The organism is Mesorhizobium sp. W050 (assembly GCF_054719535.1).
In genome coordinates this window covers 5,718,573-5,733,311 of sequence record NZ_JBTTIH010000001.1, presented here as the reverse complement: position 1 = coordinate 5,733,311, position 14,739 = coordinate 5,718,573, and the positions used below count along the sequence as shown (strand labels likewise).

13 protein-coding genes and 1 riboswitch are annotated in these 14,739 nt (G+C 64.1%); of the genes, 6 read left to right on the top strand and 7 right to left on the bottom strand.

Annotated elements, in window-relative coordinates; translation table 11 throughout:
• Positions 1–41: 41 nt before the first annotated feature.
• The 3 genes from thiQ to thiB form a co-directional block, all read right to left on the bottom strand.
• Positions 42–806, bottom strand: a complete 765-nt coding sequence (gene thiQ / locus ACYG9Y_RS27715) for a thiamine ABC transporter ATP-binding protein (RefSeq protein WP_023835385.1) — start codon at positions 804–806, stop codon at positions 42–44.
• On the bottom strand, positions 803–2,401 hold the full coding sequence (gene thiP / locus ACYG9Y_RS27710) for a thiamine/thiamine pyrophosphate ABC transporter permease (RefSeq protein WP_023737346.1): 1,599 nt from the start codon (positions 2,399–2,401) through the stop codon (positions 803–805). Before thiP ends, thiQ begins: the two co-directional genes overlap by 4 nt.
• A gap of 220 nt (positions 2,402–2,621) precedes the next feature.
• Positions 2,622–3,629: a thiamine ABC transporter substrate binding subunit gene (thiB, locus tag ACYG9Y_RS27705; protein ID WP_023737345.1), complete on the bottom strand. Its 1,008-nt coding sequence runs from the start codon at positions 3,627–3,629 to the stop codon at positions 2,622–2,624.
• A 43-nt stretch (positions 3,630–3,672) separates the two neighbouring features.
• Positions 3,673–3,787: riboswitch (TPP riboswitch) on the bottom strand.
• 162 nt (positions 3,788–3,949) lie between these two features.
• Between thiB and ACYG9Y_RS27700 the strand changes: the two genes are divergently transcribed.
• From ACYG9Y_RS27700 to ACYG9Y_RS27685, 4 genes are all read left to right on the top strand, one after another.
• Complete coding sequence (locus ACYG9Y_RS27700) at positions 3,950–4,609, top strand: thiamine diphosphokinase (protein ID WP_023690494.1); 660 nt, start codon at positions 3,950–3,952, stop codon at positions 4,607–4,609.
• Between the two features lies 1 nt (position 4,610).
• Positions 4,611–6,431, top strand: coding sequence for an ABC-F family ATP-binding cassette domain-containing protein (locus ACYG9Y_RS27695; RefSeq protein WP_023737344.1), 1,821 nt, complete (start codon positions 4,611–4,613; stop codon positions 6,429–6,431).
• Between the two features lie 105 nt (positions 6,432–6,536).
• On the top strand, positions 6,537–6,719 hold the full coding sequence (locus tag ACYG9Y_RS27690) for a type II toxin-antitoxin system CcdA family antitoxin (protein WP_023707246.1): 183 nt from the start codon (positions 6,537–6,539) through the stop codon (positions 6,717–6,719).
• Positions 6,719–7,018, top strand: a complete 300-nt coding sequence (locus ACYG9Y_RS27685; RefSeq protein WP_023737342.1) for a CcdB family protein — start codon at positions 6,719–6,721, stop codon at positions 7,016–7,018. Before ACYG9Y_RS27690 ends, ACYG9Y_RS27685 begins: the two co-directional genes overlap by 1 nt.
• 26 nt (positions 7,019–7,044) lie before the next feature.
• Here ACYG9Y_RS27685 and ACYG9Y_RS27680 read toward each other — a convergent pair whose 3' ends face one another.
• Both ACYG9Y_RS27680 and ACYG9Y_RS27675 read right to left on the bottom strand, forming a co-directional pair.
• Complete coding sequence (locus ACYG9Y_RS27680) at positions 7,045–8,697, bottom strand: hypothetical protein (protein WP_352608889.1); 1,653 nt, start codon at positions 8,695–8,697, stop codon at positions 7,045–7,047.
• A gap of 76 nt (positions 8,698–8,773) precedes the next feature.
• Positions 8,774–10,072 (bottom strand): adenylosuccinate synthase, encoded by a 1,299-nt coding sequence (locus ACYG9Y_RS27675; protein WP_023737850.1) that lies wholly within the window; start codon positions 10,070–10,072, stop codon positions 8,774–8,776.
• A gap of 209 nt (positions 10,073–10,281) precedes the next feature.
• On the opposite strand from ACYG9Y_RS27675, the gene ACYG9Y_RS27670 reads away from it, so the two are divergent.
• Positions 10,282–11,187, top strand: coding sequence for a DMT family transporter (locus ACYG9Y_RS27670; RefSeq protein ID WP_023737851.1), 906 nt, complete (start codon positions 10,282–10,284; stop codon positions 11,185–11,187).
• Positions 11,188–11,292: 105 nt separating this feature from the next.
• A complete protein-coding gene (locus ACYG9Y_RS27665; RefSeq protein WP_023737852.1) occupies positions 11,293–11,757 on the top strand; it encodes a DUF2231 domain-containing protein in 465 nt (154 codons plus the stop codon).
• Positions 11,758–11,821: 64 nt separating this feature from the next.
• Here ACYG9Y_RS27665 and serA read toward each other — a convergent pair whose 3' ends face one another.
• Positions 11,822–13,423, bottom strand: a complete 1,602-nt coding sequence (gene serA, locus ACYG9Y_RS27660) for a phosphoglycerate dehydrogenase (protein WP_023699182.1) — start codon at positions 13,421–13,423, stop codon at positions 11,822–11,824.
• Positions 13,424–13,481: 58 nt separating this feature from the next.
• Entirely contained in the window at positions 13,482–14,657 is a 1,176-nt protein-coding gene (locus ACYG9Y_RS27655) for a phosphoserine transaminase (protein ID WP_023737853.1), read from the bottom strand.
• Between the last annotated feature and the right edge of the window lie 82 nt (positions 14,658–14,739).

The window sequence follows — 14,739 nt, the reverse complement described above, 5'->3', positions numbered from 1 at the left end:
CAAGCAAGCGCCACATCACCTGTAGCCGGTTTGGTCGTAAATTATGTCCGCTTCCGGGCAATATCGCGTGATCCGCCCGAACTTGCGCCGATATAGCGCCGAAACGCTTCAGGGCCAGTGCCGTCGAAAAAATCGGCGGCAGGTCCCGTCGCGGCAACCCTGCCATTGTCCAGAAAAACCATCTGCTCGCCGATACGGCGAGCGTCTTCCGGCTGATGCGTGACGAACAGCACCGTCATCGCCCGCTCGGCATGAACGCCGGCCACCAGGTCGAGCATGTCGTCGCGCAGTGCTGGCCCGAGCGAAGCGAACGGCTCGTCGAGCAGCAGCACTGGCCGGTCGCGCACCAGAACGCGGGCGAGCGCTACGCGCTGCCTTTCGCCGCCGGAGAGTTCGCGCGGCAGGCGCATCTCCTTGCCGGCCAGGCCGACGCGGTCAAGCGCCTCGGCGATTGCGGCGCGATCGGCGTCGGTCAGGTTGAGCGATGGCGAGCGGCCGAGCCCGACATTCTTCTCCACCGAGAGATGAGCAAACAGATTGTTTTCCTGGAATACCATCGACACCGGCCGCGCCGAAGGCGGCTCGGCGCCGACATCGGCGCCGCCGATCAGCACACGACCGGACTCCGGCGTCTCGAAACCAGCCACCAGATTGAGCAAGGTCGATTTGCCCGAACCACTTGCCCCCATGATGGCGGTGATCTTAGATGTATGGAATTCGACATCGAACAGGAATGACGTTTCGCCATAGCTGAACGAGACCTTGTCCAGCCGGACAGTCGTGCCTTTCTCCACAGCGGACGTCACGATCTCTCTCCCCGTCCCAGCCAGTCTGCCGCGACCACCAATGCAAGGCAGACCGCCCCGAGCAGCAAAGCCAGCCCGGCAGCATCGGCCGTGCGATAGCTGCCCATGCGCGCCAGCAGGAGATAGGGCAAGGTCTGTACCGAATCGCTGCCGAACAGCGCGATGACGCCGAGATCGCCGAGCGACAGTGCCATGGCGAAGGCAAAGCCGGTGGCCAGCGGCCGCCGGAGCGATGGCCAGTCGACCAGAAGCAGCCGGTTCCAGCCCGCAATGCCGAGCTGCGCGCACAGCTTTTCGTGGCGCTCGCTCGCCGCATCATAGGCCGGGCGCATCGCGCGGATGGCAAAGGGCATCGCCATCACCGCATTGACGATGACGACCATGACCGGCGCGATGGCAAAGACATCGCTGACCGTGCGCAGCAGGAGAAACCAGCCGGCGCCGATGACAATGGGCGGCACGACGAGGACGAAGCCGGCGCCGGTGTCGGTGGCATGTTCGAGCAATGAACGGGCACTGGACCGGCGGCGCAGCGACAGTGCCCGCCGAGCCATGATCAGCGATAGCGACAGCGCCACCGAAAGTAGCGCCGCCGAGAGGGCGAGACCGGCGCTGGTCAGGGTCGCCTGACGCACGGCACTCTCGCCCGCCAGCCGGCCGAGATCGGCGCCGAGGCCGGACGCGACGGTGGCCGCCATTGGTCCGGCGACGAACAGCAAGGCGAGCACGATCAGGACGGCGTTGAACGCTGTTTCTGCTTTGCCGGCCAAGTGATAGCGGCGCGGCGCGACAGGCAAATTGGCGTCGCCGGTCACATTGGCGCCGAGCCGCGTCAGCGCCAGCATGACGGCGAAAGTCAGCGCGATCTGTAGCACCGTCAGCGTCACCGCTCGCGCCGGATCGAAGTCGAAACGCAGCGCCTGATAGATGGCGACTTCCAGCGTCGTCGCCGCCGGCCCGCCGCCGAGGATCAGGACGATGGTGAAGGAGGTGATGCAAAGCATGAAGACAAGCCCGGCGACGCCCGGCAGCGCGGCGCGCAGCACCGGCCACTCGATCAGCCGGAAGGCTGGCCTCGCCCCCATGCCGAGCTGGCTCGCCAGCCGCCATTGATCGGCCGGCACCGTTCCCAGCGCTTCGAGGAACAGCCGGGTGGCCAGCGGCAGGTTGAAGAAGACGTGGGCGACGAGGATGCCCGACAGCCCATAGATGTCGGGCCAGCTCTGGCCACCGATCGCGGCGAAATAACCGGCGCGGCCATAGAGCGCCAGTATTCCCAGCGCTCCGACAATTGCCGGCAAGGCAAGGGGAACAGTGAATAGCTGCAGGATGAAGCCGCGTCCGAAGAAGCGCGGATGCCGCGACAGCGCCCGGGCGACGAAGAGCGCCGGTACGGCGGAAAGCAGAGTCGAGAGCGCAGCCTGCCAGAGCGTGAAGCGGACAACGCGCAGGAGATAGAGGTCAAAGGCGGACGCGGCGCCGGAAAGGTCGTGCGCGCCTTCGCGGATAAGGCCGGCGAAGGCGCCACCGATCAGCAGCGCGATTGCCGCAAGCGCGACAATGCCGGCCGTGATGCGGGGGTCAGAGCGTTGCACTCTTTACCGGGCGTCGCGTTCCTTCGCGCCCCCCTCTGTCCTGCCGGACATCTCCCCCACGAGGGGGGAGATTGGCGGTTTTAGCGCTCCGCTCATTCCTGCAGCTTCGGAGATTGGCGAAAGTCAACGTAAAGGCCAATCTCCCCCCTCGTGGGGGAGATGTCCGGCAGGACAGAGGGGGGCGCCGTAGAGCACTCATCTTTTGACTATACAGCCAAATCTACTTGCTCATCACCGCCAGCCATTCATCCACCCAGGCCTTGCGATTTGCCGCGACCTCTTCCGGGCTGAACAGCAAGGTCTTCGCCGGCTTGACCAGCCTATCAAAAGCCGGATTGAGCGGCTTGTCGGTTTTCCCGGCCGGGAACATCCAGTTGGTCTCCGGAATGACATCCTGGAATTTCGGCCCGGTCATGAAGGCCAGGAACTTCGCCGCCAGCGGATTCTTCGCGCCCGTGGTGGTGATGCCGGCGACCTCGATCTGCAGATACTCGCCTTCCTCGAACGAGGCCGCCTGGTAGCGCCCGGTGTTCTCCGCCACCATGTGGTAGGCCGGCGACGTCGTATAGGAAAGCACCATCGGCGCCTCGCCCTTGGTGAACAGGCCGTAGGCCTCGCTCCAGCCCGGCGTCACCGTCAGCACTTTGCCCTTGAGTTTCGCCCAGGCTTCCGGCGCCTTGTCGCCATAGACCGACTTAACCCACAGCAGCAGGCCAAGGCCCGGCGTCGACGTCCTCGGATCCTGGATGACGATCTTGTCGGCGGCATCGCCCTCGACCAATTCCTTCAGGCTCTTCGGTGGGTTCTTCAGCTTCTCGGTGTCGTAGACGACGGCGAAATAGCCATAATCGTAGGGCACGAAAGTGTCGTCGCTCCAGCCGCCCGGCACGTTGTTTTCAGCCACCGCGCCATGTGGGACAAACAGGCCGGAAGCCTTGGCTTCCGCGGTGAGGTTGGTGTCGAGGCCAAGCACGATATCGGCTTTGGTCGACGCACCTTCGAGCTTGACGCGATTGAGCAGCGCGACGCCGTCGGCCACCGACACGAAGTCGACGCTGCAGCCACACTCGGCCTCGAATTCCTTCTTCACCTGGGGGCCTGGACCCCAGTCGGCAGTGAAACTCTCATAGGTATAGATCGTGAGTTTTTCCTGCGCGCACGCAGGGCTTGCCAGTAGCGAAACAGCAAGCCCAAGCGCTGGGACAAGACGGGACAAAAAAATGCGCATCGGCGCCTCCTTCATTCGTGTTGAAAGGAATTGAGGCGTCGGGCTGTCCGAAGCGTCTAATCCCTCCGCCGGTACAAACCGGATCAGGTTCAGCGGGTTGGCGAGACTGCCTCTCAGCCGGTCCGCGAAGATCGCGTCCGGCACCCCGTTAGAGCGTTTCGACACATAGGCCCGGCCAAGGTGCCACGCAAGTGGAAGTTTGCCCGAGCGTGATCCCGGAAAGTGGAATCCGTTTCCGGAAAAAGATCATGCTCCAACAAAGAGTGACGGTGCCGCTCGGCCTTCCGTTTCGTCGGCGGGGCTGGTAAGGGCCAGCGGATATGAGCACATTCACCATCCTGCTTGGCGGCGATCTCGTCCGCACGCCGCGGCTCGACCGCCAGGTCGCGGGCACGCGCGTCATCGCCGCCGACGCCGGCATCGATCATGCCCGCCTGCTCGGCGTGATGCCGGAGCTGTGGGTCGGCGATTTCGATTCCGTGCCGGCGGACCTGCCTGCCGATCTCGCCGCCGTGCCGCGGGAGGTGTTTCCTCCCGAAAAGGACAAGACCGATGGCGAACTGGCGATCGCGGCGGCATTGGAACGCGGCGCCACCAGCCTGGTGCTGGCCGGCGCTTTCGGCGGCAAGCGCGCCGACCACGCCTTCCTCCATCTGGCGCTCAGCCTGCGGCTGGCCGAGGCCGGCACAAAATTGCTGTTGACCAGCGGAGCGCAGGAAGGCGCCCCTCTGCTGCCTGGCAAGGCCGGCTTCGACTATGCCGACGGAACGCTGTTTTCGGTGCTCGGCTTTTCCGATCTTTCGGGCCTCACCGTGTCCGGCGCGAAGTGGCCGCTCGACCATGTCGAGGTCGTGTTCGGCTCGTCGCTGACCATCTCGAACGAGGTCAAGTCCAACACGACCGGGGGCGGCCTCGAAATCGCGCTCGGCCATGGCCGCGCGCTGCTGCTCGCCCACCCCTACCCCTTGCCTGAAAGCTGACATGGCCCCGCCCCTTCTCAACCTCGACGGCATAAGACTGACCTTTGGCGGCACGCCGCTGCTCGATGGCGCCGAACTGACGGCGTCCGCCGGTGACAAGATCGCGCTCGTCGGCCGCAACGGCTCCGGCAAGTCGACGCTCCTGAAGATTGCTGCTGGTCTGATCGAGCCGCAAGACGGCGAGGTCTTCCGCCAGCCTTCGGCAACGGTGCGCTATCTCCCGCAAATGCCCGACATGGACGGCTTTGCCAATGTGCGCGCCTATGTCGAGGCCGGGCTTGGGCCTGCCGACGATCCCTACCGCGCCACATATCTGATGGAGCATCTCGGCCTCGCCGGCACGGAGAACCCCAACGATCTCTCCGGCGGCGAGGCGCGCCGCGCAGCACTTGCCCGCGTCATGGCGCCCGAACCCGATATTCTGCTGCTTGATGAGCCGACGAACCATCTCGATTTGTCGGTCATCGAATGGCTGGAAGAAGAGCTTGTCCGGACGTCTTCGGCGCTGATCGTCATCTCGCACGACCGTCGCTTCCTCGAACGCGTCTCGCGCGCCACTGTCTGGCTCGACCGTGGCCAGACCCGCCGCCTCGACAAGGGCTTTGGCCATTTCGAGGAATGGCGCGACCTTGTGCTGGAAGAGGAAGAGCGCGAACAGCACAAGCTCGGCCGCCAGATCGTGCGCGAGGAGCATTGGCTGCGCTATGGCGTGACGGCTCGCCGCAAACGCAACATGCGCCGCCTGGGCGAACTGCAGACCATGCGCCAGCGTTTTCGCGGCCATCGCGGCGCCGAGGGCTCGGCGACCATGGTGGCCAGCGACGCCGCCGAATCCGGCAAGCTGGTGATCGAGGCCAAGAACATCGAGAAGAGTTTTGGCGACCTGACCGTGGTCAAGGGCTTCTCGACCCGCATCCAGCGCGGCGATCGCGTCGGCCTTGTCGGGCCGAACGGCGCCGGCAAGACGACGCTGTTGAAGATGCTCACCGGCGAGATGAAGCCCGATGCCGGCTCGGTGCGGCTCGGCACCAATCTGGAAATCGCCACGCTCGACCAGAAGCGCGAGGCGGTCGATCCGGCCGAGACCCTGGCGCAGTATCTCACGGACGGGCGCGGCGAAAACCTCGTCGTCAATGGCGAGCAGCGCCATGTCGTGTCCTACATGAAGGATTTCCTGTTCAAGCCGGAACAGGCGCGCACCCCGGTGCGCGAGCTGTCCGGCGGCGAACGGGCGCGGCTGCTCCTGGCGCGTGTTCTGGCGCGGCCGGCCAACCTTCTGGTGCTCGACGAGCCGACCAACGATCTCGACATGGAGACGCTGGAACTGTTGCAGGAACTTGTCGCCGGCTTTGCCGGCACGGTCATCCTGGTCAGCCACGACCGCGACTTCCTCGACCGCACCGTCACCAGCATCATCGCCCCGGACGGAGGCGGCCGCTGGATCGAATATGCCGGTGGCTATTCCGACATGCTGGCGCAGCGCGGCGGCACCCGGCTCGACGACCGCAAGGCGCGCGCCAAGGCCGAAGCCAGCGATGCGCCGGCGCCGGGCAAGAGCGAGCCGGCAGCGCCAAAAGGGCCGTCTAAGAAACTGTCGTTCAAGCAGAAATTCGCTCTGGAATCCTTGCCCAAGAAGATCGAGGCGATAATGGCCTCGATCTCGCGGTTGGAAAACAACATTGCCGATCCCGCCTATTACGAGCGCGACCCGGCCTCGTTCCAAAAGACCATCGCCGCCCTCGACAAGGAACGCGCCACGCTGGCCGCACTCGAGGAAGAGTGGCTGGAGCTGGAAATGCTGCGTGAGGAGATGGAGGGGTAGCATTGCCTGCGGTTTTTATGCGCGTATATTGTGCGCATGAAAGGAGGCATCTCCGTGCTTCAATCGACTCAGCGGGCCTCTGTCAACACGTCCATTGACTCTCAGTTGATCAAGGACGCCAAAGCGTTGGGCATCAACATCTCCCGCGCTGCCGAAGCAGGGATCGCGAAAGCGATTGCGGCGGAGAAAACGCGTCGATGGCAAGAAGAAAACAGGGAAGCCATCGAAAGCTCCAACGAATATGTCCGAAAGAACGGACTGCCATTGGCTAAACACCGGCCGTTCTGATGGCGCGTTACGATTTCTATCGGAGTACCGAGAGCGACGGTTATCTTCTCGACGTGCAGTCAGATATGCTTGAAGGGCTGAGCACGACGGTGGTCGTTCCTTTGATGCCGCCCGAGATTGCCCCGCTTCCTGGCCGCCGCCTGAACCCGACCTTCGCTATAAACGGCAAAGATCTTGTGATGGTCACACAGTTTGTGTCGGCCTTCAGCGCGTCCGAATTGCGGATGCCAGAGGGAAACCTTTCTAGACAACACGACGACATCGTCGCCGCCCTCGACATGCTGTTCCAGGGCTTCTGAGCGAAGGCAGCCGCTACTGCCGCCCGTCAACCTGCCGTCTTGGCCTGCCAGGCCTTCAGCGCCTCGTCGAACACCTTCTCGCCCGGAATGCCCTTTTCCATGGTCAGCAGCGCCCGGCGTCCGGTCTTGTAGACCACCGGCACGTCGATCCAGTCCTGGCCTCGAAGCAAGGTCATGTTGGCGTCCTCGTCGGCCTTGGTGTCGTTGAGCGCCACCAGGAAGAAGCCGTCGGCGATCTTGGCCGGAATGCCGATCAGCGGGCTGCCGGCATCCTGTTCCGAACTCTTCATGGCGACGCGCAGGATGTTGTCGACGCCACCGCCGTCAAAGCCCTCGGGCGTCAGGAAGATCATCTCGATGATGTGGCTGGCCGGCAGCGTCTGGTCGGTATTGCGGCGGATGGTCATGCGCAGTTGGATGTCCTTGCCGGGAATGGTCGCCTCGGCGCGGATCGCCGGCTCGGGCGGCAGGTCGCCGCCGGGCGATTCCTGCACCAGCGACCAGACGATGCTGCCGGGTTCGGCCGAACCTTGCGCGGTCGAGGTGCGTTCCTCGTAGAAGATCGCCTTCTGGCCGACCGCAACGGTCGGCGCGGGAGCGGCGGCCGCCGGCGCAGCGGGCGGCGTGCCGGCCGCGGGCGGCGTGGCGGCGGCCGGTGCTGCCCCGTTGGCCGGCGGAGCGACGCCATCGGCGGGCGGCGTTGCCGGTGGCGTGGCGGAAGCGTCGGGCGCCGGCGTGGCGGGCGCGCCCGTGGCTGCGGCGTCGCCGGCCGGCGGGGTCGCAGGCGCTGGAGCCGCAGGTGGCGCTGGAGCCGGTGGTGGCGGTGTGGTCAGCGCGGCGACGGACTCGCCCTCGCCGATGCCGCTTTGACCGGCCGCGGGACCGGGGTCGGTTTCACCGCCTTCGGGCGACAGGCGCTGGGTGAACTTCGTTCCCTCGCCGGCAGCGGCCGGTGCCGGTGCATCGGCCGCGGGCTTGGCCGGCGCCGGCTTTACCAGCGGTTCGGTCGAGACCGTCTTGGTGTCGCCGCCGAGGCCCAGCATCGAGCCAAAGGCATCCTTGTTCAGCCAGATGCCATAGCCGCCGCCGGCGACCACCAGAAGCGCGACGACAGCCGCGATCAACCCGCCATAGCTGCGCCTGCGCTCGGCGGGGCGCAGGCGTTGGAACGTGTCCGCCGCCGGCTGCTCGTCATTGGCAAAGACATCGGCGCTATCGTCGTCGGCGTCCAGCTCCGCGGCTTGCTTGTCGATGGTTTCTGCACGCGCCACAGGCGGAGGCGGTGTCGGAGCGGGCCTCTGCCAGCTCGGCTCTGTCCTGGTGGTCGGCGCCGGCTGCACGGGTTTCGCCGGCTGCCAGGCCGGCGCAGGCGTGGCGGAAGGCTTTACATGACTGGACTGGTTCTTGTTGCGGTCGATGGAGGAGAAGATGTGCTCCAGCTCCGCCAGTGGGTCGGATGCCGGCAGTGCCCTGGCATAGTCGCGCTCGACGCTCGAGATGGCATCTTCCAGGGATCGCTTCTGCGTGCTTATGGCTTCGGCGGCGAGCGGCGGCGAATACTCCGCAAGCTTCTTCGCCAGCATGGTACGAACGCTTTCATAGATCCGCGTACGCTTTTCGGGCGTTTCGTCGCCGTGCTTGTCGAGCGCCTTTTTCAGAATAGCAACGAAATCTGCCATGCTTCAGTCGACCTGTATTGTGTTTCCGCGCCGGCCCCCGCAAATCGGCCGCGATGCCCGGAAAGGCTTCAGAAAACTAGTCTTGAAACGGATCGGTCACAAGTATCGTGTCGTCCCGTTCCGGGCTGGTGGAAAGGAGCGCGACGGGTGCCCCGATCAGCTCCTCGATGTAACGGACATATTTGACGGCCTGCGCCGGAAGGTCGTTCCAACTGCGCGCGCCGGCTGTGGTGCCTTTCCAGCCTTCGAGCGTCTCGTAGACCGGCTCGACACGCGCCTGCGCGCCCTGGCTGGCCGGCAGATAGTCGATCGTTTCGCCGTCGAGACGGTAGCCGGTGCAGACCTTGATCTCATCCAGCCCGTCGAGCACGTCGAGTTTGGTCAGGGCGATGCCCTTGATACCGTTGACGGCGACGGCCTGGCGCACCAGCACGGCGTCGAACCAGCCGCAACGGCGTTTGCGCCCGGTGACGACGCCGAATTCGTGGCCACGCGTACCGAGAAATTCGCCAATCTCGTTCTTCTGCTCGGTCGGGAACGGGCCTTCGCCGACACGCGTCGTATAGGCCTTGGTGATGCCCAGGACATAGCCGATGGCGCCGGGGCCCACCCCCGAGCCGGCGGCTGCCTGGCCGGCAACGGTGTTGGACGAGGTGACGAACGGATAGGTGCCGTGGTCGATGTCGAGCAGCGTGCCTTGCGCGCCCTCGAACAGGATGCGTTCGCCGGCGCGGCGCTTGTCGTCGAGGATTTTCCAGACGCGGTCCATATAGGGCAGGATCTCATCGGCGACCGAGGTCAGCTCGGACATGATCGCGTCATGCGTGACTTCGCCATGGCCAAGCCCGCGACGCAGCGCATTGTGATGCGTCAGCAGCCTGTCGACCTTGAGGGGCAGCGTTTCCAAATCCGCCAGATCCATCACCCGAACCGCGCGCCGGCCCACCTTGTCCTCATAGGCTGGGCCGATGCCACGACGCGTCGTGCCAATTTTCGTCCCGGAATTGGAGGCGGCGTCCTCGCGGAATCCGTCCAGCTCCCGGTGCAGCGACAGGATAAGCGCGGTGTTTTCGGCTATTTTCAGGCGGTCCGGCGTGACCTCGACGCCTTGCGCCTTGAGTTTTGCCACTTCCGCGACAAAGGCGTGCGGGTCGAAGACGACGCCATTGCCGATGATCGACAGCTTGCCTTGCCGCACCACGCCCGACGGCAGCAGCGACAGTTTGTAGACCTTGCCGTCGACGACCAGCGTATGGCCGGCATTGTGGCCGCCCTGGAAGCGCACGACGACGTCGGCGCGCTCCGACAACCAGTCGACGATCTTGCCCTTGCCTTCGTCGCCCCATTGCGAGCCGACGACCACCACATTGGCCATGTTTCTTTTCCCTTGAGATGCCGCCCTGGCGGCCTGGATATGGTTCGAAACGACAGGCCTCTATAGCGTCAAGACCTCGCAAGCGCGACCTTTCTTTGCCGCCGAAAATGCCCTGAGGCACAACAATTTTCGGCTTTGACATCATTTACTTGCGTCGGCGGGGGCAATAGGCCGGCAAACACAACTCCCCAAGCGGCCGGAATCCCGCAATGCATCGACGCGCCTACCTGTTCCTGCTGCTGACTACCTTGTTGTGGGGCGGCAATTCCGTCGCCGGCAAGCTGGCGGTCGATCACGTCTCGCCGATGACGCTGGTCTTCCTGCGCTGGGTGCTGGCCGTTGCGATCCTGCTGCCGATCGGCTGGCGCACGATCAGGGAGGACTGGCCGGTGGTGCGCAAACACTGGTTCGTGCTGGCTGCACTTGGCGCCAGCGGCTTCACTCTGTTCAACACCATTTTCTACACCGCGCTCAACTACACGACCGCGATCAATGTCTCGATCGAACAGGCGGCGATGCCGGTCTTGATCATCATTGCCAATTTCTTCTTCTTCCGCCTGCGCGTGAGCTGGGCTCAGATTGCGGGCGTGGTGCTGACCATCTTCGGTGTCATCTTGACTGCCTGCCACGGCGATCCGCGCCGGCTGCTCACATTGGAACTCAATTTCGGCGACGCCATCATGCTGGTCGCGGTCGTCCTCTACAGCGGTTATTCGGTCGGGCTGCGGCTGAAGCCGGTCATGCGCTGGCAGAGCCTGATGTTGTCCCTGGCGATCGCTGCCCTCATCACCTCGCTGCCGTTCTTCCTGTGGGAGGTCGCCGCCGGCAAGGTTATCGTCCCCGATATCAGCGGCTGGGTGGTCATCGTCTATACCGCGATCGGCGCTTCGGTCATTTCGCAGATCACTTACATCCGGGGCAACGAACTGATCGGCGCCAACCGTGCCGGGCTGTTCATCAATCTGGTGCCGATCTTCGGCACGTTGCTGTCAGTGCTGATCGTCGGCGAGACATTCCAGCTCTACCAGGCGCTGGCGCTCGTCCTGGTGCTGGGCGGCATTTCGCTCGCCGAATACAGCGGGCGCAAGATGGCGGCACCGAACCGCCGCGGATAACATTTGGCCGCTGCCGCGCTGCGCCGCCGTCGCGATAACTGCTGCCGCGCGCCGACCTGGAACATTTTACCTCTGGCGGAGTTTGCTGGGGAGGGAGGCAACAAGATGAGCCACAACCCTCGCAGCACGGCAAGCATTGCCGGTCACCCCATTCATCCAATGCTGATTCCGTTTCCGATCGCCTTCTTTGTCGGCACCTTCGTTTGCGATCTGATTTTCTGGCAAACAGCCGATCCAGGGTGGGTCACCGGATCGCTTTGGCTTCTCGGCGCCGGCCTGATCATGGGCGCCTTGGCCGCTCTTACCGGCCTGACGGATGTTCTCGGCGATGTTCGGATCCGCAATCTCACGACGGCATGGCTCCATGCCGGCGGCAACGTTCTCGTCGTGCTGATCGAGCTTTATAACTGGTACTCGCGTTATGTCGCTGGAGCGGCGGCTGTGATCCCGATCGGCTTTATCTTATCGCTGATCGTGGTTCTGATCCTGCTGTTTACAGGGTGGAAGGGCTGGGAACTGGTCTATCGGCATCGCGTGGGCGTCTCCGACGGCTCAGACGAATTGACCTGAACCGGCCTCTGCGACGGCCGCCCCAATGATGGGGGGAGGACCGCCGCATCCGCCAAGCCGTCAACTACATTGCGTTGACGTCGAACTGCAGCCGCTTGGCTGAGTCGATGGACTTGTGCGCCTTGACCTGTTCCAGCACTTTCTCCGGGAACGGCGCGTCGAGATAGAGCAGCGCGATCGCGTCGCCGCCCGGCCGGTTGCGGCCGAGCTGGAAGTTGGCGATGTTGACGCCGTTCTCGCCGCACACCGTGCCGAGCAGGCCGATAATGCCGGGCGCATCGGCATTGGTTGTGTAGAGCATGTGCTGGCCGACCTCGGCGTCGAGATTGATGCCCTTGATCTGGATGAAGCGCGGCTTACCGTCGGAGAAGCAGGTGCCGGCGATCGAGCGCGTCATGTGCTCGGTCTTCACCGTCAGCTTGATGTAGCCGTCGAACACGCCCGACTTGTCGCGCTTGACCTCGGCGACGATGATGCCGCGCTCCTTCACCATGATCGGCGCCGACACCATATTGACGTCGGCGACCTGCGGCCGGATCAGTCCGGCAAGCGCGGCACTGATCAGGGCACGCGTGTTCATCGTCGCGGTCGAGCCGTCGAACAGGATCTCGACCTCGTTGATCGGGTCCTCGGTGACTTGGCCGACAAAGGCGCCGAGCACTTCGGCGAGCTTGACGAACGGCTTTAGCCGCGGTGCTTCCTCGGCCGTGATCGAGGGCATGTTGATGGCATTCGAAACCGCGCCCTTGATCAGATAGTCGGCCATCTGCTCGGCCACCTGGAGCGCGACATTTTCCTGCGCTTCCGCTGTCGAGGCGCCCAGATGCGGCGTTGCCACCACATTCTCCATGCCGAACAGCGCGTTGTTCTCCGCCGGTTCGACCTCGAACACATCGACGCCGGCGCCCGCCACCTTGCCGCTCTTCAGCGCCGCGACCAGGTCGGCTTCGACGATGAGCCCGCCACGCGCGCAATTGATGATGCGCACGCCGTTCTTCATTTTGGCGATCGCCGCCGCGTCGATGATGTTGCGCGTCTTGTCGGTCAGCGGCGTGTGCAGCGTGATGAAATCGGCGCGGGCGAAAAGCTCGTCCAGCTCGACCTTGTCGACGCCGAGTTCCTCGGCGCGCTTGTCCGACAGGAACGGATCGAAGGCGACGACATGCATCTTCAGGCCGACGCCGCGCGTGGCAACGATCGAGCCGATATTGCCGCAGCCGATGACGCCCAGCGTCTTGCCGGTGATCTCGACGCCCATGAAGCGGTTCTTTTCCCATTTGCCGGCATGGGTCGAGGCATTGGCCTCCGGGATCTGCCGGGCGAGTGCAAAGATCATCGCCACCGCATGTTCGGCCGTGGTGATCGAATTGCCGAAGGGCGTGTTCATCACGATGATGCCCTTGCGGCTCGCCGCGGGGATGTCGACATTGTCGACACCGATGCCGGCGCGGCCGACGACCTTGAGTCTTGTCGCTGCGTTGATCAGTTTTTCCGTGACCTTGGTCGCCGAGCGGATGGCAAGGCCATCATACTGGCCGATGACTTCGAGCAGCTTTTCCTTGTCCTTGCCGAGATCGGGCAAATAGTCGACCTCGATACCGCGGTCCTTGAATATCTGGACGGCGGTGGTGGAGAGTTTGTCAGAGACGAGAACGCGGGGCGCCATGGCGGCCTCCTTGAACTGGATTGTCGGGAAAGGGCGGCCCGCAGGCCACCACGAAATCTCAGGCTGCGGCCTTCAGCGAAGCCTTCTGCGTGGCGAAGGCCCAGTCGAGCCAAGGCAGCAGCGCTTCGAGATCGGAGGTCTCGACGGTGGCGCCGCACCAGATGCGCAGACCGGGAGGTGCGTCACGATAGGAGCCGATGTCGTACGCGACGCCTTCCTTGTCGAGCACAGAGACGATCGCCTTGGCGAAAGCCGCCTGCCCGTTGGCGTCGAGCGCCGCGACATCGGCGTCGGTGAAGGACAGACATACGGACGTGTTGGACCGTGTCGCCGCATCGACCGCGAGATGGCCGAGCCAGGACGACTTGTCGACAAAGCCATCGAGCACGGCGGCATTGGCATCGGCTCTGGCAATCAACGCATCGAGACCGCCGATCGACTTCGCCCAATGAAGCGCATCGAGATAGTCCTCGACGCACAGCATCGACGGCGTGTTGATGGTCTCGCCGTTGAAGATGCCTTCGATCAGCTTGCCGCCCGAGGTCAGGCGGAAGATTTTCGGCAGCGGCCACGCCGGCTTGTAGGTTTCCAGTCGCTCGACGGCGCGAGGCGACAGGATCAGCATGCCGTGTGCGCCCTCGCCGCCCAGCACTTTCTGCCAGGAGAAGGTGACGACGTCGAGCTTCTGGAAATCGAGCTTTTGCGCGAATGCCGCTGAGGTGGCATCGCAGATGGTCAGGCCCTTGCGATCCGCCGGTATGAAATCGCCATTCGGCACGCGCACGCCTGAGGTCGTGCCGTTCCAGGTGAAGACCACATCGCGGTCGAAATCGATCTTGGTGAGATCCGGCAGTTCGCCATAGCCTGCCTCGACCTTTCTGATATCGGCGAGCTTCAGCTGCTTGACGACATCGGTCACCCAGCCCGAGCCAAAGCTTTCCCATGCCACCATGTCGACACCGCGTTCACCGAGCAGCGACCACAGCGCCATCTCGACAGCACCCGTGTCCGACGCCGGCACGATGCCGATGCGGTAATCGGCCGGAACCTGGAGAATCTCGCGCGTCAGCTCGATCGCCTGTTCGAGCTTGGTCTTGCCGATCTTGGCGCGGTGGGAACGGCCGAGCGCAGCATTCTTCAGTGCCTCGACCGACCAGCCGGGGCGTTTTGCGCAGGGACCTGAGGAGAAATTGGGATTTGCCGGACGGAGTCCGGGCTTCGTATGCGTCGTCATCGTGGTCTATCCTTCCAGATAGTGGCCCCTCGTTGGGGAGGGGTGGCCCACGGACGGCGATATGCGTTCAGCCCTCAGGCGT